This window comes from Pseudomonas sp. FG43, from assembly GCF_057809175.1.
Genome location: NZ_JBMDJL010000026.1, coordinates 56874 through 80233, shown reverse-complemented (window position 1 = coordinate 80233; position 23360 = coordinate 56874). Strand labels below are relative to the sequence as shown.

Sequence of the window (23360 nt, the reverse complement as noted above, 5' to 3'; positions counted from 1 at the left end):
AAGCCACAAGGCAGCGGGACCACTCCCTGAAGCCTTCCGGCCAGGAAAAATGACTGTCATGGATAACCACGTTCGGAGTCTGACAATGGAGTTGATCACCATGAACACCCTTACTGCCAAATCCAAGTTCAAAAGCCTGCGCGGGCTGAAACTGGCTGCGCTGGCCCTGGGTAGCACCTTCATTCTGGCCGGTTGCGCGGGTAACCCTCCAACCGAGCAGTACGCAGTGACTCAGTCGGCCGTCAACAGTGCAGTCAGCGCTGGCGGGACCGAGTACGCCGCGGTGGAAACGAAGTCGGCCCAGGACAAACTCAAGCAAGCCGACCTGGCCATGCAGGAACATAAATACGACGAAGCGCGCCGTCTGGCCGAGCAAGCCGAATGGGATGCCCGTGTAGCCGAACGTAAATCGCAGGCCGCCAAGGCCGAGAAAGCCGTGCAGGATGCTCGTCAGGGCGTCAACGAACTACGTGAAGAAGGCCTGCGTCAGGTGCAATAAGCCCAGATCGCACTCTACGTTTTTCATGCATTGGTAATTGATTAAAGGACGATCCTATTATGCGCAAACAATTGATGATCCCTGCCCTGCTGGCCATGAGCGTAGCCTTGGCGGCCTGTGCCACTAAACCGAACCCTAATCTGGAACAGGCGCGGACCAACTTCTCGGCCCTGCAAAGCAACCCGCAAGCGACCAAGGTCGCCGCCCTTGAAACCAAGGACGCCAGCGACTGGCTGGACAAGGCTGACAAAGCATTCCGCGACAAGGAAGACGAAAAGAAAGTCGACCAGTTGGCTTACCTGACCAATCAGCGCGTTGAACTGGCCAAAGAGACCATCAACCTGCGTACTTCCGAAGCGGCCCTGCAAAACGCCTCTGCCGAGCGCGCCAAGGCTCGTCTGGACGCTCGCGATGCACAGATCGCCCAGCTCAAGAACAGCCTGAACGCCAAGCAGACCGAACGTGGCACCCTGGTGACCTTCGGTGACGTGCTGTTCGACCTGAACCGTGCCGAACTCAAGCCGGGCGCACAGGGCAACATCTCCAAGCTCGCGCAGTTCCTGCAGGAAAACCCGGATCGTAAAGTGATCGTCGAAGGCTATACCGACAGTACCGGCTCCGCCGAGTACAACCAGTCGCTGTCCGAGCGTCGTGCCAACTCGGTACGTGCCGCGCTGGTTCGTGTAGGTGTAGACCCATCGCGCATCGTCGCTCAGGGCTATGGCAAGGAATACCCGGTGGCTGACAACACCAGCAACTCGGGCCGCGCCATGAACCGTCGTGTGGAAGTGACGATTTCCAACGACAACCAGCCAGTGGCTCCGCGCTCTTCGCTGCGTTAATCGCTCGTTCGCGAATGAATTCGCTCCTACCGGCGTAGGAGCGACTTCAGTCGCGAAAGCCTATCTAATCTCCTGCCCCATACAGCGCACAGCCTGTTTCTTGTTGTTGACCAACACACCCGACAGCCCTTTCCGGGACGTGTCGAACAGCACCAGCACCCCATCAATGCATTGCGCCACTTCCGCAGCGGGGGTCGCGGCGATCTTGTAGTCCTCCCCCGGCACGGTCTTGAGCATGGTGAAGTCACTGAGCAGCAAGGCATCTTCGGGCCTGGCAAAGTGCAGATAGCCATAGAACCACAGGCACCCGACCGTACCGATGATGGTGCCGATGCCGGTGAGGATCAGTGGGATAAGGTTACGCTCTTCACTCATTGGGGCTCTCTGCCGGTTCGGCTCGAATAGTCGGTTGCGGGTAGTTCGGGACTTCAGCCAGACGACGCAGGCCGTTGAAATGCTCCGGGTCTTCCAGATAACGCAGCATCACCTGACGCCAGAGCGGGTCAGAGAAGGTCTGCACGTGACCGCCACGGGTCACTTGCAACACCCGCGGCAAAGGCGCGGCCTTATAGAGACTGATGCCGTTGGAAAGTGGCACCAGTGTGTCGTCCATGCTCTGGAAGATCATCATCGGCGTGCCCTTGAGTTGCGGCAGGCCGTTGATGGCGCTGTCGGCGTCGGGGATCAGCCAGGACAGCGGCGTCTTCAGCGGCCAGGTCAGCCAGGATGTGCCAAGGGTGTAGCGAGCGACATCACGATAGCTGGCGGGCACACCGTCAAGAATCAGCGCCTTCAGCTTGCTGCGCTGTTCAGGATGTTGCGACAGATAATGCACACCCAACGCGCCACCAATGCTCTGACCCAGCACTACCCGTGGCTTGCCTTGTACCTGAGGTTCGGCATCCAGCCAGTCGAATGCAGCCTGAATGTCCTGATAGATGGCCGGTATGCTCGGCGCCCCTTCGGACAGCCCGTAACCGCGATAGTCCAGCATCAGGACCTGATAACCCTGTTCGGGTAACCACCAGCTTCCACCCAGATGCCAGGCCAAGTTGCCGCCATTGCCATGCAGATGCAGCACCGTGCCCTTGACCGGGACGCCTTCCTTGGCGGGCAGCCACCAGGCATGCAGGCGAGTGCCATCGGCCGCTGTCAGCGTTACGTCACGGTATTGAAGGTGGGCCTTTTCAGGTGTGAACGGCAAACCGGGTTCCGGGTAGAACAGCATCGAACTGCAGCCTGTGAGGCTGAAGATCAACACGAGGATGCTGATCAGCTTCAAGTTGGAGGTCCTTTTGGTTTGGGTGCTTTCGCGAATGAATTCAGTCCTGCACGGCCTGCGAATTCATTCGCGAAAGGGAGCTACAGAATATTCGAATAATCGGCCTCGATACGATCCAGGCTCAGGTGGTTGAGGAAGTTGGAGAAGCACATCCAGGCCGACAGGGCGTTCATGTCGCGGAACTGGTCAGGCAGGTATTTAGGCGCGACCACCAGCCCTTCATCCACCAGTTGACGCAAGGTACGCATGTCTTCAAGGGTGGTCTTGCCACAGAACAACAGCGGGACCTGTTCAAGCTTGCCCTTGCGCACGGCCAACTGAATATAGTTGTAAACCATGATGAAACCCTTGAGGTAGGACAAGTCTTTAGTGAATGGCAGCCCGTTGGGCGTTGATCCACGGAAGACCCGGCTGGCATTGCCATAGCTCTCCGGCATGCCAAAACCCTGCTCGCGATAGAACTCGAAAACCTGCAGGAAGTCAGCCCCCTCCTCCGCCATATGAATCGCACGAGTACGGTTGGTCAGCTTGCGCAGACGGCTGGGATAGGACGCGAACGCGATGACTTCCATCAGGATGGCAAGCCCTTCCTGAGTCACGGTCGATGAGGGCGGCCCCTTGGACAGAAAGGTGCAGATCGGCTGGTTCTGGCCATTGAGCGTGGTGCCGACATGCACCAGCCCTTCATGGACTTCAAGCGCTCGCACATCGCGCTCGTTGAACATCGCGTCAGAGCGGATCTTGATGTAATCGGCACCCGCCGCCGCATCGGCAACGATACCGTCTGACTCGAACACCCGAATGGTTTCCTCGGCCTCGCCAAACACCCTGTTCAAGCGGGTTTGCAGCAGGGAAACAGCATCCTTGGCTGTCAGGATCTTGGGTTCGTCCTTCAGGTCGCCACGCCCGGCGATGTTGTTCAGATAATCCGAAAGCATCAGCCCCAGGTCGGCCAGGGTCGGATCACCGGCATGAAATGCATCGGACGCCGCGCCGTAGAGTTCCTGGGAGATCAGACCGAAATCCGGCGTGCCACGCGCTTCGAGCATGCGGATCACCATGCGGTATTCCTTGCACATGCGGCGCATGATCTGCCCGACCGGGTTGAACTGGCCCAACTGTCGAGTGATATCGCGCTCGATGTTCTGGAATTCCTGCTTCAATGCCCCGGAATCGAACCCAAGCGGGCGATTTTCGTAATAGGCACGGTCAACGGCGGGCAGTGCCTTGCCTTTGGCGGCCAGAAAATCCTTGCGTACTTTTTCGTCCCACTTCACCGCATCCAGTACACGAATCGGCGTCTGGGCAACGACGATTCGATCCGATAACCCACGAATGGTTTGCTGGTACTCGTCCACCCGGTACTCCTTGGCTGGCGGGCTGCTGCCCTACTACTTGGGTACACGCTGATAGCGTGCGACCTCCAGGAAAACATCGGAGTTGGCAGGATCGTCGAGATAGCCGAACACCTGGTCCAGAGGACTGGTGATCAGCAGGCCCTGCCCGATCTCACTCTCCACTGACTGGCCATTGAGGTTCTTCTGATCCACCCATTGCCTGAATCGATCCAGATCCAGGTTGTAGACAACCAGTTCATGGGCATCGGTCACCTCAAAGCCAGCCATTACATGGTGAGAGCCATATTTTTCCGGCAGTTGCGCCGACAGATACCAGCGGCTGCCATGCTCGGTCACCGTAAAGCGGTACTCATCGCGATGCTTGCGATCTCCCTTACGATAGCTGACTGCCTTGTAGAGGTTGCCGCTGATACGGGAAAGTTCGAGTTCAAGCGGCTCTCCCCAGGCATTCTTGCTGGTCCATGGCCCCAACAAGTGGGCTGGAGCAGCGTCGCCTGCGGGAATGGAGTCCTCGAAGGTCACCAGACAACCGCTCAAGAACAGGAACGACAGCGCAATCAATGCGCGCCAGGCTTTCATGGTGCTCTCCTGAAAAGGGCTATCTCATTTGCGGACCGATAAATCGATCCCCAGGACCAGACGCATCTGGCGAGTGAGAATACCGAGTATTTCTTCGTCCGCATGATAGTGCGGGCCATGAAGCAGGCCCTGATATTCCATCCGCCGGATAATCCCCGTCAACACTTGAGCGTCCTGATCGGGCTGCGACGAGCCGATAACCTGCAAAAACTGACAGGTGCCTTGCAGCAATATCTTCTGGTGGGCAACGACAAGAGGCGCCAGCCCGGGATTGATCAGCGCCTCATGATGAAAGGCATGCTCGGCAATCAGGTAATCACGGCGAGTCAGCAGTTGATGCCGGATATATTCCATGGCCATGCGCGCAATATCATCGGCCAGACGTACGCGATCGTCCGGGTTGGCGGTGCCGCGAGTCATCATTTCACGCAGGACGACTTCGGTGTTCTGCCAGAGCTTGGCCTGATAGGCAGCGCTGCGTTCGACATACTGGGCGAACGCATCGGTCAGCAGATCATCGATGTCCTTGAAGTAATAGGTCGTGGCCGACAGCGGCACACCTGCCTCGCTCGCCACGGCCCGGTGACGCACAGCCCGCACACCATCACGAACCACGATACGCATGGTGGCATCGAGAATCTTCTGCCGACGCTGTTCACTTCCCTCCCGACTGGCCTTGCGGCCCTGATACCTGACACTCCTGGCCACGGCGGTTGCAACACCTGCGGCTCCTTCTTGAGCGATTGTCACGACGGGGGTTCCTTTGTGGTCGGTCCCTTCGCGAATGAATTTGCTCCTGCGGGGCAATGCTGATCAGTTAAGGTCGTCAATCACTTTGCGGGAGGCAGCTTGCTGGCGACTTCAGCGTACAGGCACAGAATATCTGCCGGTTTTCAGGCCTTTTTCGCCAGCAAGCTGCCTCCTACAAGTTTGTGTGTGCCTTAACTGATCGACATTACTCCTGCAGGGACTCATTCGCGAAACATGGATATAAAAAAGCCGCCCTGTTCGGGCGGCTTGTCTTGTAGCTGATTACGCTTGTGGCCGCATGTGCGGGAACAGGATCACGTCGCGGATCGACGGGGAGTTGGTGAGCAGCATCACCAGACGGTCGATACCGATACCTTCACCAGCCGTCGGTGGCATGCCGTACTCCAGCGCACGTACAAAGTCAGCGTCGTAATGCATGGCTTCGTCGTCACCGGCATCCTTGTCCGCCACCTGGGCCTGGAAACGCTCGGCCTGGTCTTCCGCGTCGTTCAGCTCGGAGTAGGCGTTGGCAATTTCACGTCCACCGATGAACAGCTCGAAGCGGTCAGTGACGCTCGGGTTGTCGTCGTTGCGGCGCGCCAGCGGCGAGACTTCGAATGGGTACTGAGTAATGAAGTGCGGCTGCTCAAGCTTGTGCTCGACCAGTTCCTCGAAAATCATCACCTGCAGCTTGCCCAGACCTTCAAAGCCCAGCACCTTGGCACCAGCTTTCTTGGCGATGGCACGGGCCTTGTCGATGTCGTTCAGGTCGTCAGCGGTCAGCTCGGGGTTGTACTTGAGGATCGAGTCGAACACTGACAGACGCACGAACGGCTCGCCGAAGTGGAACACCTTGTCGCCGTATGGCACGTCGGTGGTGCCCAGAACCAGTTGCGCCAGTTCGCGGAACAGCTCTTCGGTCAGGTCCATGTTGTCTTCGTAGTCGGCGTAAGCCTGGTAGAACTCCAACATGGTGAATTCAGGGTTGTGACGAGTCGAAACGCCTTCGTTACGGAAGTTGCGGTTGATCTCGAACACTTTCTCGAAGCCGCCGACCACAAGGCGCTTGAGGTACAGCTCCGGCGCGATACGCAGGAACATTTCCATATCGAGGGCATTGTGGTGCGTCTCGAACGGCTTGGCGGCCGCGCCACCAGGAATGGTCTGCAGCATCGGCGTTTCGACTTCCAGGAAGTCGCGCTTCATCAGGAAGCTGCGGATGTGGGCAATGACTTGCGAGCGGACACGGAAGGTATCGCGCACTTCCTCGTTGACGATCAGGTCGACATAACGCTGACGGTAGCGCTGCTCGGTGTCGGTCAGGCCGTGATGCTTGTCCGGCAGCGGGCGCAGGGATTTGGTCAGCAGGCGCACGCTGGTCATTTCGACATACAGGTCGCCCTTGCCGGAACGGGCCAGGGTACCTTCTGTAGCGATGATATCGCCCAGGTCCCAGGTCTTGACCGCAGCCAGTGTTTCTTCCGGCAGGGTCTTGCGGTTGACGTAGACCTGGATGCGACCGGTCATGTCCTGGATCACCATGAACGAGCCACGGTTAAGCATGATGCGACCGGCAACCTTGACCGGAATCGCTGCATCGGCCAGCTCTTCCTTGGTCTTGTCAGCATACTGTTTCTGCAGATCGTTGCAGTAGCTGTCGCGGCGGAAGTCGTTGGGGAAGGCCTGACCCTTGGCGCGCTCGGCAGCAAGCTTTTCCTTGCGCAGGGCGATCAGGGTGTTTTCTTCCTGTTGCAGGGCTTGCGGGTCGAGTTGTTGGTCGCTCATGTCTTTAGATATTCCATCACAGGTTCGTTGTCCCCCGCCCTCGGCAGGGGATCGCGGGCAAGCCACTCTCACGGATCGAGGTGGCTGCGCGTTATTACAGGCCTTGCTTGAGGCTTGCGATCAGGTACTCGTCGAGGTCACCGTCGAGCACCTTGTCACAGTCGCTACGCTCGATGTTGGTCCGCAGGTCCTTGATGCGCGAGGCATCCAGAACGTAGGAGCGAATCTGATGACCCCAGCCGATGTCGGACTTGGTGTCTTCAAGCGCCTGGGACGCAGCGTTGCGCTTCTGCACTTCCTGCTCATACAAACGGGCCCGCAGCATTTTCATGGCGGTGTCCTTGTTCGCATGCTGGGAACGTTCGTTCTGGCAGCTGACCACGGTGTTGGTCGGAACGTGAGTGATACGTACCGCCGAGTCGGTGGTGTTTACGTGCTGACCACCGGCACCCGAGGAGCGGTAGGTGTCGATCCGCAGATCTGCCGGGTTGATGTCGATTTCGATGTTGTCATCGATTTCCGGCGAGACGAACACGGCCGAGAACGAGGTGTGGCGACGGTTGCCGGAGTCGAACGGGCTCTTGCGTACCAGACGATGCACGCCGATTTCGGTACGCAGCCAGCCAAAGGCATATTCACCCTTGATGTGTACGGTCGCACCCTTGATACCGGCGACTTCACCGGCGGACAGCTCCATGATGGTCGCGTCGAAACCGCGCTTGTCAGCCCAGCGCAGGTACATGCGCAGCAGGATGTTGGCCCAGTCCTGAGCCTCGGTGCCACCGGAACCGGCCTGGATATCCAGGTAAGCGTTGTTCGGGTCCATGTCGCCACTGAACATGCGACGGAATTCCAGCTTCTCCAGCAGTTCGCGCAGGCGCTCGACTTCAGCAGCCACATCGTCGACGGCAGCCTGGTCTTCCTCTTCGGCAGACATCAGCAGCAGGTCCCTGGCGTCGGCCAGACCTGAGGTCATGTCATCCAGGGTTTCGACGATCTGCGCCAGTGAAGCGCGCTCGCGGCCCAGGTTCTGTGCGTACTCGGGGTTGTTCCAGACACTTGGATCTTCGAGCTCGCGGTTTACTTCGGTCAGACGATCATGCTTGTGATCGTAGTCAAAGATACCCCCGAATGGTTTCGGAGCGCTCGGACAGGTCCTTAATGCTGTTTAGGATCGGGTTGATTTCCATGGTAGGCAGCACTCGCAGGCGAAAATTTCAAAGCCGACGAGTATACCCCAGGGATGGCACTGAAAGCAGCCGTTGAATTAATCCCAGTCAGTTAAAAGGCTGATTTCAGGAGTCTGGTGGCTGTGGCCCATCCCACAAGTGACATATATGCCTTAACCGCCCACCGCCACCTGATTACGGCCACTGTGCTTGGCCAGGTACAGGCCTTTGTCGGCATCGAGAATCAACTGTCGGCTGTTGAGGCCGTTCTGCGGTATCACCGTTGCCACGCCAATACTGACGGTCAACGTAGAACCCGGTGCCGGAGCAATGTGCGGGATGTTCATGCCCGCAACGCTCTGACGCAGTTTCTCGGCCAGCAATCGAACGCCGCCGGGCGTGGTATTGGGCAGGACCATGGCGAACTCTTCACCGCCATAACGGGCCGGTAAATCGGACGGACGGCTGCAACTGGCACGAATCGCCTTGGCAACCTGACGCAATGCTTCGTCCCCTTCAAGGTGACCGAAGTTATCGTTGTAGGCCTTGAAGTAGTCCACATCGATCATCATCAGCGACAACTGGCTTTGCTCGCGGGTCGCCCGGCGCCATTCAAGCTCCAGATATTCGTCGAAGTGACGACGATTCGACAGGCCGGTCAGGCCATCGGAGTTCATCAGGCGTTGCAGCACCAGATTGGTATCGAGCAACTGCTGCTGGCTGACACGCAATGCGCGATAGGCCTCATCGCGTTGTAGCAGGGTCATGTAGGAGCGCGAGTGGTAACGGATACGCGCCACCAGTTCGATGGTATCGGGCAGCTTGACCAGATAGTCGTTGGCCCCTGCCGCGAATGCCGCGCTCTTGATCAAAGGGTCTTCCTTGGTGGAAAGCACGATGATCGGAATGTCCCGCGTCATGGGGTTGTTGCGGTATTCGCGCACCAGCGTCAGACCATCCAGACCGGGCATGACCAGATCCTGCAGAATAACCGTCGGCTTGATCTGCACTGCCTGGGCAATGGCCTGATGAGGGTCAGCGCAAAAGTGAAAGTCGATCGACTCTTCATTGGCCAGGCCACGACGCACCGCTTCACCGATCATTGCCTGATCGTCTACCAGCAGCACCATCGCCGAATTTTCGTCTGGGGTCTTCAATTCTTCGGGCTGCACTTCATGCATGATGCGTCTCCTGGTCACCTGCTGCGGGTGAATTCACCTGGAAAGTCATTGGGCGAATACCTCGGTCAGGCGAGGCGCGATAGTCTGCAACGGCAGGATTTCAGCAGCAGCGTCAATGGCAGCGGCCGCCTTGGGCATGCCGTAGACCGCAGAACTGGCCTGATCCTGAGCGATGGTCAGAAACCCCTGCTCACGCATCATTTTAAGACCTTGAGCTCCGTCTCGCCCCATGCCGGTCAATAAAACACCCACAGCATCACCATTCCAATAGCGGGCCACACTCTCGAAGAAAACATCGATAGAAGGCCTGTAGATTTCGTTTACAGGTTCGGCCGTATAAGCCAGCGTCCCGTCCTTCAACAAGCGGATATGGTGGTTGGTACCGGCCAGCAGCACCTCGCCGCGTTGTGGCGGCTCACCCTCGCGTGCCAGACGCACCGGCAACCCCGAGGCCGTACACAGCCAGTCAGCCATACCCGCGGCAAATACCTGGTCCACATGCTGCACCAGAACGATAGCCGCCGGAAAACTCGCCGGCAGCCCTTTCAATAAAACCTCCAGCGCCGCCGGGCCTCCGGCAGACGAGCCGATAGCGACCAATCCTTCACGCAAGGCAATCTTGCGCAGCGAAGGAGGTGCTGTACGTTCACGGGTGGTGCGCTGCCCGATCAACCAGCCGATATTCAATATCTTGCGCAGTAATGGCGCCGCAGCTTCCCGAGGGTTTCCAGCACCGATAGCAGGCGTATCCACTACGTCCAGTGCCCCGTGGCCCATGGCCTCGAATACACGATGGACGTTCTGCTCACGGTCAACAGTCACAAGAACGATAGCGCATGGTGTCGCAGCCATGATCTGCCGCGTGGCTTCGACGCCGTCCATGACCGGCATGATCAAGTCCATCAGGATCAGGTCCGGCGTCTGCTCGGCGCAACGTTTGACCGCTTCGGCGCCATTACCGGCTACCCAGACGATCTGATGCTCCGGCTCGAACGCCAACGCCCGGCGCAAGGCCTCTACAGCCATGGGCATGTCATTGACGATGGCAATCTTCATTCTTGCGCGTCCCCTATCAATTCAGCGACGGCATCAAGCAAGGCATCGTCGTGGAAACTGGCCTTGGCCAGATAATAGTCAGCGCCCGCATCCAGGCCACGGCGCCGATCTTCTTCACGATCCTTGTAGGAAACCACCATCACTGGCAGAGATTGCAAACGAGTGTCACGACGCACCAGAGTCACCAACTCGATACCGTCCATACGCGGCATATCGATATCGGTGATCAGCAGGTCAAAGTCCTCGGCACGCAAGGCATTCCAACCATCCATACCATCAACGGCAACGGCCACTTCATAACCGCGGCCGACCAGCAATTTGCGCTCCAGCTCACGAACAGTCAACGAGTCATCAACCACCAGGACACGCTTGCGCGCCACATGGTCGGCTTGACGATTACGCCGGTCAATACGCTCCAGACGCCCTGTATTGAGGAGCTTTTCCACCGAGCGCAGCAGGTCTTCGACATCGATGATCAACACTACCGAACCGTCATCGAGCAGAGCGCCTGCAGAAACATCCTGAACCTTGCCCAGACGGGCATCAATCGGAATGACAACCAGCGTGCGCTCACCGATGAACCGCTCGACAGCCACGCCGTAGACGGCATCACGCTCACGGATGACAACGACCTTGAGCGCCTCGTCGCTTCTCTGGGGTTGCGGACGATTCAACAACTGACTGGCAGAAACCAGACCGACATGGCGGTCTTCATGCCAGAAATGCTGGCGCCCTTCCAGTTGCACGATATCTTCGGGCTGCAAATCGCGCATGCGCTCGATATGCGCCAGCGGGAAGGCGTAGGCTTCACCGCCCACCTCCACCACCAGGCTGCGCACGACCGAAAGCGTCAGTGGCATTTCGATGCGGAAACGACTGCCTTCACCGGCCCATTGCTGCAATTCGACACTGCCATGCATCTGGCGAACCATATGCTGCACGGCGTCCAGGCCTACACCCCGGCCGGATATCTGCGTGACCTTGTCGCGCATGCTGAAACCCGGCAGGAACAGAAAGCTCAACAGCTCTTCTTCACTCAACTGCGCAGCGGTTTCGGCAGGCGACAGCTTGCGCTCGATGATATTACGGCGCAAACGTTCAAGATCGACACCATTGCCGTCATCGCTGAGCTGCACGACCAGCAGACCCGCCTCATGGGAGGCCCGCAACTGAATCTGCCCTTCAGGGTCCTTGCCCAGTTCCTTGCGACGCTCGGGCGATTCGATGCCATGGTCCACCGCATTACGTAGCAGGTGCGTCAGGGGGGCTTCCAGTTTTTCCAGGACATCGCGGTCGACCTGGGTCTTTTCGCCCTCGATCTTCAGGCGCACCTGCTTGCCGAGTTCGCGACCCAGATCACGCACCATGCGCGCCTGACCGTTGAGCACATCGGCGAACGGACGCATACGGCAGGCCAGTGCAGTGTCGTACAGCAACTGGGCTCGTTGCCCAGACTGCCAGCCGAACTCATCCAGCTCAGCAGCCTGCTGCATCAGCATTTGCTGAGCCTGAGACAGAAAGTCGCGAGCCTCCTCCAAAGCCTTCTGTGCATCCGGCTCCAGACCTGTATCACCAAAACACGCTCCCAAGACCTCCAGCGCCCTGTCGCTGCTGACCTGCAGACGTTTAAGACGCTGCATTCCGGCTTGCAGGGGCTTCAAGCGTTGAGTTTCGACCAGCGCCTTGCTGGACAGGTCGAGCAGGCCATTGAGCCGTTCGGCAGTAACCCGCAAGACTCGCTCGCCGCCATCGGACACCCGCCGCTCACGTGTCGCGGCAGGCGCAGGTTCCGGCTCGGCAGCAACAGGCTCGGGGGGCGGCGGCTGTTCAAGACGCAAAGCGGCAGCCAGAGCATCGAGGGATGCCTGATTGCTACCCGGCGCTGGCACCAGCAGCGGCTCGACCAGCGGTATATCGCTGGCCGTCAGCAGGTCGGGTAAAGGCTCTGACAATGAATCAGGCAATGGAACACTGACCGATCGCGCCGCTCCGACTCCCGAAGCCAGCAATGAATTCACTCGCTCGACATAGCTGTCGATATCGCTCTGCCCGATGCTGCTGTCAGTCGGTGTGGCAATGCGCATCAACAGATCGGTGCCCGACAGCAAGGCGTCGATATGGTCGGGCTGGAGCAGCAGTCGGCCCTCCTGGGCGCTGACCAGACAGTCCTCCATGACATGCGCAACGCTGACGCCATAATTGACCCCGACAATCCGCGCCGCACCCTTGAGCGAATGAGCGGCCCGCATGCAGGCTTCCAGTTGATCGGCCTGGGTCGGATTACGCTCCAGCTCCAGCAGGCCAGCACTCAACACCTGGGTCTGCGCTTCGGCTTCCAGGGTAAACAGCTCGAACAACGAAGCGTCCCGCATTTGATCTGGGGTCATGTAAGGCTCCGGTTGATGGCCGCCAACAACTCTTCTTCATCGAGCAAACGCAAGCTGCGGCCCTTCCATTGCAGGACACCGCGGGTAAATCGTGCATTGGCGTGCGTACCGGAAGCCGACGCGGCGTTCAGATGACGCTCTTCCATGGCATGGATGCCATCGACCTCATCAACGGGAACAACCACCGGCCCGCCTTGCGCGGCGATGATCAACATGCGCGGAACAATCCGCGCGGATGTAGCGACCACAGAACTGCTATCGAGCCCCAGCAGCTCGACCAGAGAAATACATGCCACCAGGGCACCGCGTACATTGGCGACCCCGAGCAAGGCACGGGAACGCTGATGGGGCAGCGAATGAATGACCTGATCGGGCGCGACCTCCGCCAGGCTGCGAGTTGCCAGCCCAAGCCACTCATCGCCCAAGCGAAAAACCAGAATCGAGCGGGTCTGGACATCACGTTGCAGTTCTATGCTTTTAAACTGATCGCGATGCTCCTGAAGCAGGGAGTAACGATCCAGCAAGCGGGTAGCCGCAGCAGAGTACACCGCACAGTTACGGCAATGAATATGCTCCTGCAATACGGGGCAGGAACGATCACCGTGAATGCCGATGCGGTTCCAGCAATCATCGATGGCCTGGGCGTCGTCGTGAGTCAGACTCGAAAGAGTGGACAGCCCCGTCATCGATTGCTTCCTTGTTTATTGGCGCCGCGCGTAGCACGGTCCTGCAAACGACGAGCACCGGCACTGTCTCCCTGGGACGCCAGCAAAGCGGCCAGTTGCGCCAGGGATTCAGGGTGCTGCGGCTGCAAGTACAGCGCCTTGCGATAGAAACCCTGAGCCTGCGACACGCTCCCCTCCACTTCGCTGAGCAGCCCCAGCCAGTAGAACACCTGAGCCACAGGCTCGTGCTGTTGCAGATAACGCTCGCACGCAGCCCGCGCCTCAACGCTTTTGCCCTCGTTGGCAAGGCTGGCAATAGTCGCCAACTGGGCCGCGACATCATCCTTGCCGGCCACGGCAGGCGCAGGCCGGGAAGGAGCAGGCGCATTGCCTGATGCAGATGAAGGTGCCGCAGGAGCGAAAGGCCGTGGAGCAGGCCGGGCCGGCTCGCGAACCGGTGGCGCCATGCTGCGGGCAATCGGTACAGGCTCGACAACTGCAGACGCACTCGCGTCGTGTCCGGGCGCATGCCTGAAAGCGAATGATTGCGCGATACCGGCAGAGCGCATGCCAACCCGGCTCAACAGATTGCCCTCGGCAGGGCCGATAAACAGCAAGCCGTCTTCTCGGGTCAGGCGCTTGAGCACCTTGAATACATGGCGCTGCGTAGGCTGATCGAAATAGATCACCAGATTGCGGCAGAACACGAAGTCGTAGGGTTCCTGCGTCGCCAGAGCAGGGTCAAGCAGATTGCCGGGCTGGAAATTCACCCGCGCACGCACCCGGTCCTCAATCTGGTAGCCATCCTCCACCGGCCTGAAAAACCGGTCGCGGAAGCCGATATCGTTGCCCCGGAACGAGTTCTTGCCATAGATACCGCGACAGGCCTTTTGAATCGACAAGGGACTGATGTCGACGGCATCGATCTTGAAATGCTGCGCGCCGATATTGGCATCGAACAGAGCCATCGCAATGGAGTAAGGCTCTTCGCCTGTCGAGCATGGCAGGCTGAGAATGCGTAACGGTCTGGCGTCGTTAAGCGTTATCAGACGCTCCAGTGCCAGCTTGCTCAGTGTCAGGAAGGATTCGGGATAACGGAAGAACCAGGTTTCCGGAACGATCACCGCTTCAATCAGCGCCTGCTGCTCTTCGGGCGAACTCAGCAGCAATTGCCAATAGGCTTCATCGTCCACGGAACGGGTGTTCTGAGAGCGTTGGCGCAACGCACGCACAATGATGGCCTCGCCTACCGACGTGACGTCCAGACCGATACGATCCTTGAGGAAACTGAAAAAGCGCGAGTCATCGCTCATGGCGCATCCTCAAGAAGCTCCAGATCAAGCGGAGGAATGGGATACAACAATTCGCGCACAGGTTCGGTCAACAGTTCCTGAACGTGAATCCATTGCAGCAGCCCTTGCTCGTCCTCTCGAACCGGCCCCAGATAAGGTGCCAGACGATTTTCCAGACCGTACTCCTTGAACTGCGAAGGCGGGCAACGCAAGGTTTCGGTCGCCTGCTCCAGGATAAGGCCCAGCAACTGAGCCGGATGTGCGGCGTCATGACGATAATGCACCAGCACCATGCGGGTGCTGGTGCGCGACGGAGCTGCCTGCCCCGAACTCAGCGCACTGATATCGATGACCGGCACGATTTCGCCACGATGGGAGAAGATCCCCGCCACCCAATGCGGCACGTGAGCGATAGCCTTGAGTTTCACACGCGGCAGCACTTCGGCGATCTCGACCGCCTCCAGCGCGTAACGCTCCTCGCCGATACGGAACAACAGAAACAGCTTGTTCACGACAGGCGCGGGGCCTTGGCGTTTGGGTGAGTGATCCATCATGGCCCGGACTCAGACTTTGAAACGCGAGACGCCACTGCGCAGCCCTACCGCTACCTGACTCAACTCGTCGATGGCGAAACTGGCTTGACGCAATGACTCGACAGTCTGACTGCTGGCATCGGCCAACTGCACCAACGCCTGATTGATCTGCTCGGCACCCGTGGCCTGGGCCTGCATCCCCTCGTTGACCATCAGCACTCGCGGTGCAAGGGCCTGAACCTGATGAATGATCTGCGAAAGCTGCTCGCCGACCTGCGTTACCTCGAACATGCCACGGCGCACTTCTTCGGAGAACTTGTCCATGCCCATCACGCCAGCGGATACCGCCGACTGGATTTCGCGAACCATCTGTTCGATGTCGTAGGTGGCGACGGCGGTCTGGTCGGCCAGACGACGCACCTCGGTGGCAACCACCGCGAAACCGCGACCGTATTCACCGGCTTTCTCGGCCTCGATGGCAGCATTGAGCGACAACAGGTTGGTCTGGTCCGCAACCTTGACGATGGTCACCACCACCTGGTTGATGTTGCCCGCTTTCTCGTTGAGGATCGCCAGCTTGGAGTTCACCAGATTGGCCGCGCCCATCACCTGATGCATGGTGTCTTCCATCCGTGCCAGCCCTTGCTGGCCGGACCCCGCCAGAACCGAAGCCTGATCGGCGGCCGAGGTCACTTCAGTCATGGTGCGCACCAGGTCGCGGGACGTGGCGGCAATTTCTCGCGAGGTGGCACCGATTTCGGTGGTCGTGGCAGCGGTTTCAGTGGCTGTAGCCTGTTGCTGGCGCGAGGTGGCGGCGATTTCGGTCACGGAAGTGGTGACCTGGACCGAAGAGCGCTGCGCCTGGGCAACCAGTGCAGTCAGCTCGGTCATCATGTCGTTGAAGCCGGTTTCCACGGCGTTGAACTCATCCTTGCGGGCAAGGTTCAGGCGCGAACTCAAATCGCCGGTGCGCATGACGTCGAGGATTTTCACGATAAGCTGCATAGGCGACATGATCGAGCGCATCAGCAGCAAACCGCAGGAGGCCGCCGCCATGAGTGCAATCAGCAGGGAAAAGACCATGCTGATCTTGGCGCTCAATACTGCGGAAACGATGTTCTCGGTCGCCCGGTCAGCCAGTTGCTTGTTGGCGACGATGATGTCGTTGAGCTGTTTGCGTCCATCGCTCCAGACCGGATTCACCTGTTCATAGAATTCGGAGCGGGCCTTGGCATAGTCGCCAGACCCATAAGCGGTATGCACTTCCTTGAGCAAACGGGCGTAGATCTCGCGCCGTTTCTCGAAGAGCGTGAAGTTTGCTCTTTCGGCATCGTCGAAAATGGAGTTCTTGTAACCGTTGATCTGGGTCTGAAGGTTATCGTCAAACCCCTCGAACTGGTCCTGCTCCTGCTTGGTCAGCGGTCGCGCCCGGCCTTCACCGATGAGTTCCAGAGTACGAATGTAGCTTTCGCCCCAGGAACTGCGGACCAGAGTGCTGTAATAGACGCCGGGAAGTGCATCAAGGCGAACCTGTTCCTCGCTGGACTCAATCGACAGCAAGCGCGAATAAGACACAACCACCATCAACAGCATGATCGCAATGATGACGGCAAAACTCGCCAAAATCCTTTGGCGCAGAGTCCAGTTCTTCACAGTCAGCCCTCAAGAGTTCAACAACGGCGTCTGGCCGTGTTCAAGAAGCGGACCGACAGACGGTCCAAGCGGCCTGAGTATAGCCCAGGCTTTTATGTATTAGCGTGTTGCAGGGAAAGGAAATTGAAAGTGACCCTGGCAGGCGGGGTGGCGCAGGAATCCGGGCTGACGGGCGCGCGCGTGGATGCAGGGTACGTTGTGATCCGGAGGGCTATCGACAGACACGTAGCCCTCGCTCCTCAAACCGTTTACTGAGCCTGGCGCACCTGCTCTTCCAGCTCGCTCTTGAGGCCCGGCGCCAGTTTCAATTGGCGAGCCAGTTCGTCAAGGTAAGCCCTTTCCATGAAGTGTTCCTGATCCACCAGAATCACGCTGGCGATGTACATTTCTGCCGCCATTTCCGGTGTTTTTGCCGCTCGCGCCACTTCAGAAGGGTCCAGCGGCTTGTTCAGTTCGGCGTGCAGCCAGTGTTGCAGCTCGTGGTCGTTGCTCAACTTGCTGAACTCGCCCTCGATCAATTCGCGCTCACGCTCGTCGACATGCCCGTCGGCCTTGGCTGCGGCAACCAGAGCCCGCAGGATCGCCTGGCTGTGCTCCTCGGCCTGCGACTCCGGCAAGCGGTCGATGGTCTGTGGCTCACGCTGAGCGGTAACGCCCTGGCTGGCCTGCCAGTTGCTGTAGGCCTTGTAGGCAAGAACGCCCAATGCCGCGAGGCCGCCATAGGTCAACACCTTGCCTCCCATCCCGGATGAGCGTTTGCCCTTGAGCAGGCTCATGGCACCCGCCGCCAAAGCACCACCGCCCGCACCGGACAAAAGGCTGCCCAGGCCACCGCTCTTGCCACCGGATTTTGAGCCAGAAAGCAGGCTGCCCAGGCCATTTACCAGCGCGTCGCTACTGGAAGAGCGCTTGCCAGACTTGCCGCTTACCTTATCTTGCAACATGTTTTGACCAGACTTGAGCAACTGGTCGAGTAAACCGCGCGTATTCATAAGAAACCTCCACAAGGCATGTCAGATGATTCATTGACACGCAGGTTAAAGCGAAGTCTCAAACGGGTGATTTCAGGTGTGCATCTGAATGTTGCAGATGACGTTATCAGCGAGGTCAATTCACGCCGCAAAAAGTTAAACCGTAGCAGGTGCAACCCTGATGCATTTCAAAGGTCAACTCACTCGAGAAGAAATTATGCGCCCATGTGGGTACATTGATAATTGACTCTGAAAAAAGTCTATGAAATCCCCATTCCATCAACATTGCCCTACCGGAGCTTGCCTGAAGTGACGTCAAGCATTGGTTTTCCTGCGGGCATCAGCGAAACGGCCCGGACGATCAGAAACAAGGACTGGAGCCAGACACCTCTTGGCCCGATAGAGCAGTGGCCTGCTTCACTGAAAAATACGTTGAACCTGATCCTGAACTCACCGGAGTCGATGTATCTGCTCTGGGGACCGCAGTTGATCTTCTTCCATAACGACACTTACACGCCCATTCTCGGCCCGCGCAAAGACAATGCAATCGGTGCCAAGGCCCCTGAATTGTGGGCTGATGTCTGGGACCAGGTGGCACCCATGGTCGAAAATGCCCTGGCTGGCAAGACCTGCCTGTACAAGGACAGGCCACTGACCATGGCTCGCTATGGCGAGACCGAGCAGACCTGGTGGTCGTTCTCGTTTTCCCCGGTGATTGATGAGCATGGCGTGACCGTCGGCATGTTCTGCATCACAAAGGAAACCACCCGCTATGTCCTGGATAAACAGGCACTGGAATCCAGTGAGCTGAAGCGACAGGCACTGATCAATGACCTGATCGAACTGGAAAAACAGCAGACCGCCAAGCTGGAACAGCGGACTGCCGAGCTGAATACCTTCTGGGATATCTCCCCGGACCTGCTGGCGGTAGTCGACTTCAAGGGGTACTTCCTGCGGGTAAATCCGGCCTGGGGCACTATTCTGGGACGAGAAACGCGAGAGCTGGTCGGTAGCTCCATTCTGGATCTGGTTCATCCTGACGATGTTTCCAGAACACAGGACGCCTTGCAGCATGCCATTGGCAGCGTGTTGCCCCTGTTTGAAAACCGCTACATGCACAAGGATGGCAGCTATCGCTGGATCGGCTGGACCGCAGCACCGGGTAACGGTCTGATCTTTGCGCTGGGCAAGCACATCACACCTGAAAAGCTGCATTCCGAAGCCTTGCGCAAAGCAGAGGAAGCCTTGCGCCAGTCGCAGAAGATGGAAGCGGTCGGGCAACTGACGGGCGGGCTGGCCCATGACTTCAATAATCTGCTGATGGGCATCACCGGCAATATCGAACTGCTCCAGTCGCGTGTGAATCAAGGTCGCACAGACCTGGGACGCTATATCTCTTCCGCTCTTGAAGGCTCAAGACGTGCAGCCGCCCTCACCCATCGCCTGCTGGCCTTCTCCCGGCGCCAGACGCTGGCGCCCAAAGCCACGCATATCGATGAGTTGGTCGAGGGCATGGAAGAGTTGATACGCCGCACCGTCGGCCCCGCCATCGACATGCAGGTAAAGCCCACCGATGACTTGTGGTCGACGATGGTCGACCCGCATCAACTGGAAAACTCGCTGCTCAACCTGTGCCTCAATGCCCGGGACGCCATGCCTGACGGCGGCACGATAAGGATCGAAACCAGCAATCGCATTCTGGACACGGCGACAGCAGCCAGGCATGAGCTGGCCGAGGGGCGTTACGTGGCGCTCTGCGTCAGCGATACCGGCACCGGCATGTCCGAAGAAGTGGTCGGGCGGGCATTCGATCCGTTCTTCACCACCAAACCCATCGGCATGGGCACCGGCCTTGGCCTGTCGATGATCTATGGCTTTGCCCGCCAGTCAGGCGGCGGGGTCAGCATTGACTCACGGCCCGGCAAAGGATCGAGGATCTGTATTCTCCTGCCACAGTTCGTGGGCGACACCGAACCTGCCGAACATGACATCAGCCTCGATGTTCCGCTCACCCAGAGCGCAGGCGGTGAAACCATACTGGTGGTGGATGACGAGCCTGCCGTGCGCTCGCTGATGGCCGAAGTGCTCGAAGAGCAAGGCTATATCGTCTTGCAGGCAGAACATGGCGCCGCAGCCCTGGTGATTCTGCAATCGAAAGCAGTCATTGATCTGTTGATCACCGATGTCGGCCTGCCCGGCGGCATGAATGGCCGCCAGGTAGCCGATGCCGCAAGAACGGTACGTCCGGGATTGAAGGTGTTGTTCGTGACCGGTTATGCGGAAAACGCAGCCCTGGCTCAGGACAACCTGGAGCCGGGGATGCATGTACTGACCAAACCGTTTGCTATCACGACCCTGACCAGCCGTATCACGGAGCTGCTGGACGGGTCGGCACAGGAGCCATGCTGAAGCGGGCCGGTCAGTCCCGCAGATCGGACTCATGGATCGGCTGGTCCCGATGGGTCGCACGCTGATACTGCGCTGGCCAGACAGCCTTGCGTCCACCCAGATCGTCGTCGGCATGCAACGGCCAGTAAGGGTCGCGCAACAACTCACGCGCAAGCAGGATGATGTCAGCCTGACCGGTGCGCAGGATATGTTCGGCCTGGGCAGGTTCGGTAATGAGCCCCACCGTGCCGGTAGCAATCCCGGACTCCTTGCGCACCCGCTCGGCAAAGCGCGTCTGGTAGCCTGGGCCGACCGGGATTTCCGCATTGGCGGAAGTGCCGCCTGAAGAGACATCGATCAGGTCGACACCCAGGGCTTTCAAGCGACGCGCCAGCTCGACGGTTTCATCGGGATTCCAGCCATCTTCTACCCAGTCAGTGGCGGAGACACGAACGAACAGCGGCAACTCTTCAGGCCAGACATCCCGAACAGCTTCGGTCACTTGCAGGGTCAGGCGAATACGGTTCTCAAACGAGCCGCCATACTGGTCCGTGCGCTGATTGCTCAGTGGCGACAGGAACTGATGCAGCAGATAGCCATGGGCTGCGTGAATCTCGACCACCTTGAAACCTGCGATCAAGGAACGACGGGCCGCGTCGACAAAGGACTGGATCAAACCCTGGATCTGGCTTTCGCTCAGTTGCACCGGGGCCGTGTGTTGTGGATCGAAAGCAATGGCCGAAGGCCCCCAGGGCTTCCAGCCACCTTCGCTCTCGGGCACGCTGCCATGCTTGCCCAGCCAGGGACGCCAGGTGCTGGCCTTGCGTCCTGCATGGGCCAGTTGAATACCCGCAACAGAACCCTGGGACGTAATGAAACGGGTGATGCGTTGCAGGGGCTCGATCTGCTCGTCGCTCCACAGGCCAAGATCCTGGGCTGTGATACGACCATCTTCGGTCACGGCAACGGCTTCGCTGAACACCAGCCCTGCACCGCCAACGGCACGGCTGCCTAGATGGACCAGGTGCCAGTCGTTGGCCAGGCCATCGACACTGGAATACTGGCACATGGGCGAAACAGCGATGCGGTTGGGCAGGTTGAGCTGGCGAAGGGTGTAGGGTTCAAGCAGCAGGCTCATGGCGACCTCTCAGGTTGAAAATCAGGCGCTGGACTGTTTTGTGTCTACAGAGCCTAGTCGACAACCCGGGAGAGAGTCTGGTTCAACGAATGGCGATATGAGTCACGATCAACTGCACTGTCTCGTTGCCCCGATATTCGTTGAGGTCCAGCCGGTAGGCCAGTTCGACCTTGCACTTCTCCTGGACAGGCCAGATATCGAGGTCAACGCCGAAGGAAATGGCATCAAGCTTGATACTGCCACATTCGGTTTCAAGCACCATTTTCAGATGTTTCTTGCCGACGATGTAGTTATTCACGAGACGAAATACACCGTGAAACAAAGGCTCGGGGAAGTGCTGCCCCCATGGACCTGCGTTGCGCAGCTCTCGCGCCAGCCCCAGATTGAACTCCTCGACTGTCAGCGAACCATCGGACAGCAAGCGTCCGGTGAGATCTTCCTCATTGAGCTGGCGACGCACCTCCAGATCGAATGCTTCGGCAAACATCGGGAAGTTCGCTTCGGGCAATGAGAGGCCTGCAGCCATGGCGTGTCCGCCAAACTTGCTGATCAGTTGCGGATGACGGGCGGCAACCGCATCCAGTGCGTCGCGGATATGGAAGCCCGGCACAGACCGAGCCGAGCCCTTGAGCACGCCCTCCCCGGCACTGGCGAAGGCAATGGTCGGACGGTGATAACGCTCTTTCAGACGCGAAGCGAGAATACCGATCACGCCTTGATGCCAGTCGGGCTTGAACAGGCACAGACCGAACGGCATGGAATCGACCGACAGGTTCTCGAGCAGCGCCAGCGCCTCGCGCTGCATGCCTTGTTCGATGGACTTGCGGTCCTGGTTCATCTCATCCAGTTGCACGGCCATTTCCCGCGCCAGCACCGGATCATCACAAAGCAGGCACTCGATCCCCACGCTTATGTCGTCCAGACGACCGGCCGCATTCAGCCGCGGGCCAAGGATAAATCCCAGGTCGGTAGAGGTAATGCGCGAGGCGTCGCGACCGGCGACTTCGAGGATGGCACGCAACCCTGGCCGCGCACGGCCGGCACGAATACGCAGCAGGCCTTGGTGCACCAGAATGCGGTTATTGGCGTCCAGCGGCACCACATCGGCCACGCTGCCCAAGGCAACAAGATCCAGCAGTTCAGCCAGATTGGGCTCGGCGTGCTCATTGAACCAGCCGATATCACGCAACTTCACGCGCAAGGCCATCAAGACGTAGAAGATCACCCCCACGCCCGCCAGAGACTTGCTCGGGAAGGTACAACCGGGCTGGTTCGGGTTGACGATAGCGTCAGCCTTCGGCAATTCGTGACCGGGCAAGTGGTGATCGGTCACCAGCACTTGCAGCCCCGCCGCCTTGGCCGCAGCCACGCCTTCGACGCTGGAGATGCCGTTATCCACGGTGATCAGCAATTGAGGCTTGCGCTGCAAGGCCACTTCAACGATTTCAGGGGTCAGGCCGTAGCCGTACTCGAAGCGGTTGGGGACCAGATAATCCACATGCGCCGCGCCAAACAGGCGCAGCCCCAGCACACCGACCGTACTGGCCGTCGCGCCGTCAGCATCGAAGTCTCCGACGATCAGTATGCGCTGGCGCTCACGGAGTGCTGTCACCAGCAGGTCTACGGCCGCATCGATCCCCTTGAGCTGCCGATACGGAATCAGTCGCTTCAGAACCTTATCCAGTTCGGCTTCGGACATCACGCCCCTTGAGGCGTACAGCCGGGTAAGCAAAGGCGGCAGATCGCCAAGAAAAGGCAGGGTGTCGGGCAACAGACGAGGTTCGATGCGCATGCGGTTCAGGTGATTCTCTGTGTATTCAACAATCTGAGCG

20 protein-coding genes are annotated in these 23360 nt (G+C 58.8%); 3 read left to right on the top strand and 17 right to left on the bottom strand.

Going from position 1 to position 23360, the window contains the following annotated elements; all coding sequences use genetic code 11:
* Window positions 1-85: 85 nt before the first annotated feature.
* Window positions 86-499 (top strand): DUF4398 domain-containing protein, encoded by a 414-nt coding sequence (locus ACODS3_RS24175; RefSeq protein WP_201017912.1) that lies wholly within the window; start codon window positions 86-88, stop codon window positions 497-499.
* Window positions 500-558: 59 nt separating this feature from the next.
* Window positions 559-1341: a lipotoxin F family OmpA-related lipoprotein LptF gene (gene lptF / locus ACODS3_RS24170; protein ID WP_201017913.1), complete on the top strand. Its 783-nt coding sequence runs from the start codon at window positions 559-561 to the stop codon at window positions 1339-1341.
* Window positions 1342-1401: 60 nt separating this feature from the next.
* Here lptF and ACODS3_RS24165 read toward each other — a convergent pair whose 3' ends face one another.
* The 15 genes from ACODS3_RS24165 to ACODS3_RS24095 all read right to left on the bottom strand — a co-directional run bounded on the left by ACODS3_RS24165 (window position 1402) and on the right by ACODS3_RS24095 (window position 18023).
* Window positions 1402-1716, bottom strand: coding sequence for a PA3694 family proteiin (locus ACODS3_RS24165; protein ID WP_201017914.1), 315 nt, complete (start codon window positions 1714-1716; stop codon window positions 1402-1404).
* On the bottom strand, window positions 1709-2623 hold the full coding sequence (locus ACODS3_RS24160; protein WP_489036613.1) for an alpha/beta hydrolase: 915 nt from the start codon (window positions 2621-2623) through the stop codon (window positions 1709-1711). Before ACODS3_RS24160 ends, ACODS3_RS24165 begins: the two co-directional genes overlap by 8 nt.
* An 80-nt stretch (window positions 2624-2703) precedes the next feature.
* A complete protein-coding gene (locus tag ACODS3_RS24155) occupies window positions 2704-3981 on the bottom strand; it encodes a flavohemoglobin expression-modulating QEGLA motif protein (protein ID WP_201003643.1) in 1278 nt (425 codons plus the stop codon).
* Window positions 3982-4014: 33 nt separating this feature from the next.
* Window positions 4015-4560 carry a hypothetical protein gene (locus ACODS3_RS24150; protein WP_201003645.1) on the bottom strand — a complete coding sequence of 182 codons (546 nt, stop codon included), beginning with the start codon at window positions 4558-4560 and terminating at the stop codon, window positions 4015-4017.
* A gap of 24 nt (window positions 4561-4584) precedes the next feature.
* Entirely contained in the window at window positions 4585-5310 is a 726-nt protein-coding gene (locus tag ACODS3_RS24145) for a TetR/AcrR family transcriptional regulator (protein ID WP_489036611.1), read from the bottom strand.
* 282 nt (window positions 5311-5592) lie between these two features.
* Entirely contained in the window at window positions 5593-7095 is a 1503-nt protein-coding gene (gene lysS / locus ACODS3_RS24140) for a lysine--tRNA ligase (RefSeq protein WP_201003649.1), read from the bottom strand.
* Between the two features lie 94 nt (window positions 7096-7189).
* Window positions 7190-8285, bottom strand: a protein-coding gene (gene prfB / locus ACODS3_RS24135) for a peptide chain release factor 2 (RefSeq protein ID WP_201017917.1) whose coding sequence is annotated in 2 segments (ribosomal slippage) — window positions 7190-8212 and window positions 8214-8285 — 1095 coding nt in all. Because the reading frame shifts where the segments join, the coding sequence is not laid out codon by codon here.
* A gap of 152 nt (window positions 8286-8437) precedes the next feature.
* A complete protein-coding gene (locus ACODS3_RS24130; RefSeq protein WP_201003653.1) occupies window positions 8438-9445 on the bottom strand; it encodes a response regulator in 1008 nt (335 codons plus the stop codon).
* A gap of 45 nt (window positions 9446-9490) precedes the next feature.
* On the bottom strand, window positions 9491-10501 hold the full coding sequence (locus tag ACODS3_RS24125; protein ID WP_489036608.1) for a chemotaxis response regulator protein-glutamate methylesterase: 1011 nt from the start codon (window positions 10499-10501) through the stop codon (window positions 9491-9493).
* Window positions 10498-12888, bottom strand: a complete 2391-nt coding sequence (locus ACODS3_RS24120; protein ID WP_489036606.1) for a hybrid sensor histidine kinase/response regulator — start codon at window positions 12886-12888, stop codon at window positions 10498-10500. Before ACODS3_RS24120 ends, ACODS3_RS24125 begins: the two co-directional genes overlap by 4 nt.
* The gene (locus ACODS3_RS24115; protein WP_489036604.1) at window positions 12885-13574 is read right to left on the bottom strand and encodes a chemotaxis protein CheW; all 690 of its coding nucleotides are present in this window, start codon (window positions 13572-13574) and stop codon (window positions 12885-12887) included. The genes ACODS3_RS24120 and ACODS3_RS24115 overlap by 4 nt, the downstream gene beginning before the upstream one ends.
* Window positions 13571-14866 (bottom strand): CheR family methyltransferase, encoded by a 1296-nt coding sequence (locus ACODS3_RS24110; protein WP_201017920.1) that lies wholly within the window; start codon window positions 14864-14866, stop codon window positions 13571-13573. The genes ACODS3_RS24115 and ACODS3_RS24110 overlap by 4 nt, the downstream gene beginning before the upstream one ends.
* Window positions 14863-15399 carry a chemotaxis protein CheW gene (locus tag ACODS3_RS24105; protein ID WP_201017921.1) on the bottom strand — a complete coding sequence of 179 codons (537 nt, stop codon included), beginning with the start codon at window positions 15397-15399 and terminating at the stop codon, window positions 14863-14865. Before ACODS3_RS24105 ends, ACODS3_RS24110 begins: the two co-directional genes overlap by 4 nt.
* Window positions 15400-15408: 9 nt before the next feature.
* The gene (locus ACODS3_RS24100) at window positions 15409-17031 is read right to left on the bottom strand and encodes a methyl-accepting chemotaxis protein (RefSeq protein WP_201017922.1); all 1623 of its coding nucleotides are present in this window, start codon (window positions 17029-17031) and stop codon (window positions 15409-15411) included.
* A 248-nt stretch (window positions 17032-17279) separates the two neighbouring features.
* Window positions 17280-18023 (bottom strand): tellurite resistance TerB family protein, encoded by a 744-nt coding sequence (locus ACODS3_RS24095; protein WP_201017923.1) that lies wholly within the window; start codon window positions 18021-18023, stop codon window positions 17280-17282.
* Window positions 18024-18311: 288 nt separating this feature from the next.
* Between ACODS3_RS24095 and ACODS3_RS24090 the strand changes: the two genes are divergently transcribed.
* Entirely contained in the window at window positions 18312-20411 is a 2100-nt protein-coding gene (locus ACODS3_RS24090) for a response regulator (protein WP_489036601.1), read from the top strand.
* A 10-nt stretch (window positions 20412-20421) separates the two neighbouring features.
* Here ACODS3_RS24090 and ACODS3_RS24085 read toward each other — a convergent pair whose 3' ends face one another.
* A complete protein-coding gene (locus ACODS3_RS24085) occupies window positions 20422-21528 on the bottom strand; it encodes an NADH:flavin oxidoreductase/NADH oxidase (protein ID WP_201017925.1) in 1107 nt (368 codons plus the stop codon).
* Between the two features lie 82 nt (window positions 21529-21610).
* Window positions 21611-23320, bottom strand: coding sequence for a single-stranded-DNA-specific exonuclease RecJ (gene recJ / locus ACODS3_RS24080; RefSeq protein WP_489036599.1), 1710 nt, complete (start codon window positions 23318-23320; stop codon window positions 21611-21613).
* Window positions 23321-23360: the final 40 nt, after the last annotated feature.

Coding starts and splice junctions, on each gene's coding strand:
- ACODS3_RS24175 (WP_201017912.1), top strand. CDS start 86: ATGGAGTTGATCACCATGAACACCCTTACTGCCAAATCCAAGTTCAAA.
- lptF (WP_201017913.1), top strand. CDS start 559: ATGCGCAAACAATTGATGATCCCTGCCCTGCTGGCCATGAGCGTAGCC.
- ACODS3_RS24165 (WP_201017914.1), bottom strand. CDS start 1,716: ATGAGTGAAGAGCGTAACCTTATCCCACTGATCCTCACCGGCATCGGC.
- ACODS3_RS24150 (WP_201003645.1), bottom strand. CDS start 4,560: ATGAAAGCCTGGCGCGCATTGATTGCGCTGTCGTTCCTGTTCTTGAGC.
- lysS (WP_201003649.1), bottom strand. CDS start 7,095: ATGAGCGACCAACAACTCGACCCGCAAGCCCTGCAACAGGAAGAAAAC.
- ACODS3_RS24130 (WP_201003653.1), bottom strand. CDS start 9,445: ATGCATGAAGTGCAGCCCGAAGAATTGAAGACCCCAGACGAAAATTCG.
- ACODS3_RS24125 (WP_489036608.1), bottom strand. CDS start 10,501: ATGAAGATTGCCATCGTCAATGACATGCCCATGGCTGTAGAGGCCTTG.
- ACODS3_RS24120 (WP_489036606.1), bottom strand. CDS start 12,888: ATGACCCCAGATCAAATGCGGGACGCTTCGTTGTTCGAGCTGTTTACC.
- ACODS3_RS24115 (WP_489036604.1), bottom strand. CDS start 13,574: ATGACGGGGCTGTCCACTCTTTCGAGTCTGACTCACGACGACGCCCAG.
- ACODS3_RS24110 (WP_201017920.1), bottom strand. CDS start 14,866: ATGAGCGATGACTCGCGCTTTTTCAGTTTCCTCAAGGATCGTATCGGT.
- ACODS3_RS24105 (WP_201017921.1), bottom strand. CDS start 15,399: ATGATGGATCACTCACCCAAACGCCAAGGCCCCGCGCCTGTCGTGAAC.
- ACODS3_RS24095 (WP_201017923.1), bottom strand. CDS start 18,023: ATGAATACGCGCGGTTTACTCGACCAGTTGCTCAAGTCTGGTCAAAAC.
- ACODS3_RS24085 (WP_201017925.1), bottom strand. CDS start 21,528: ATGAGCCTGCTGCTTGAACCCTACACCCTTCGCCAGCTCAACCTGCCC.
- recJ (WP_489036599.1), bottom strand. CDS start 23,320: ATGCGCATCGAACCTCGTCTGTTGCCCGACACCCTGCCTTTTCTTGGC.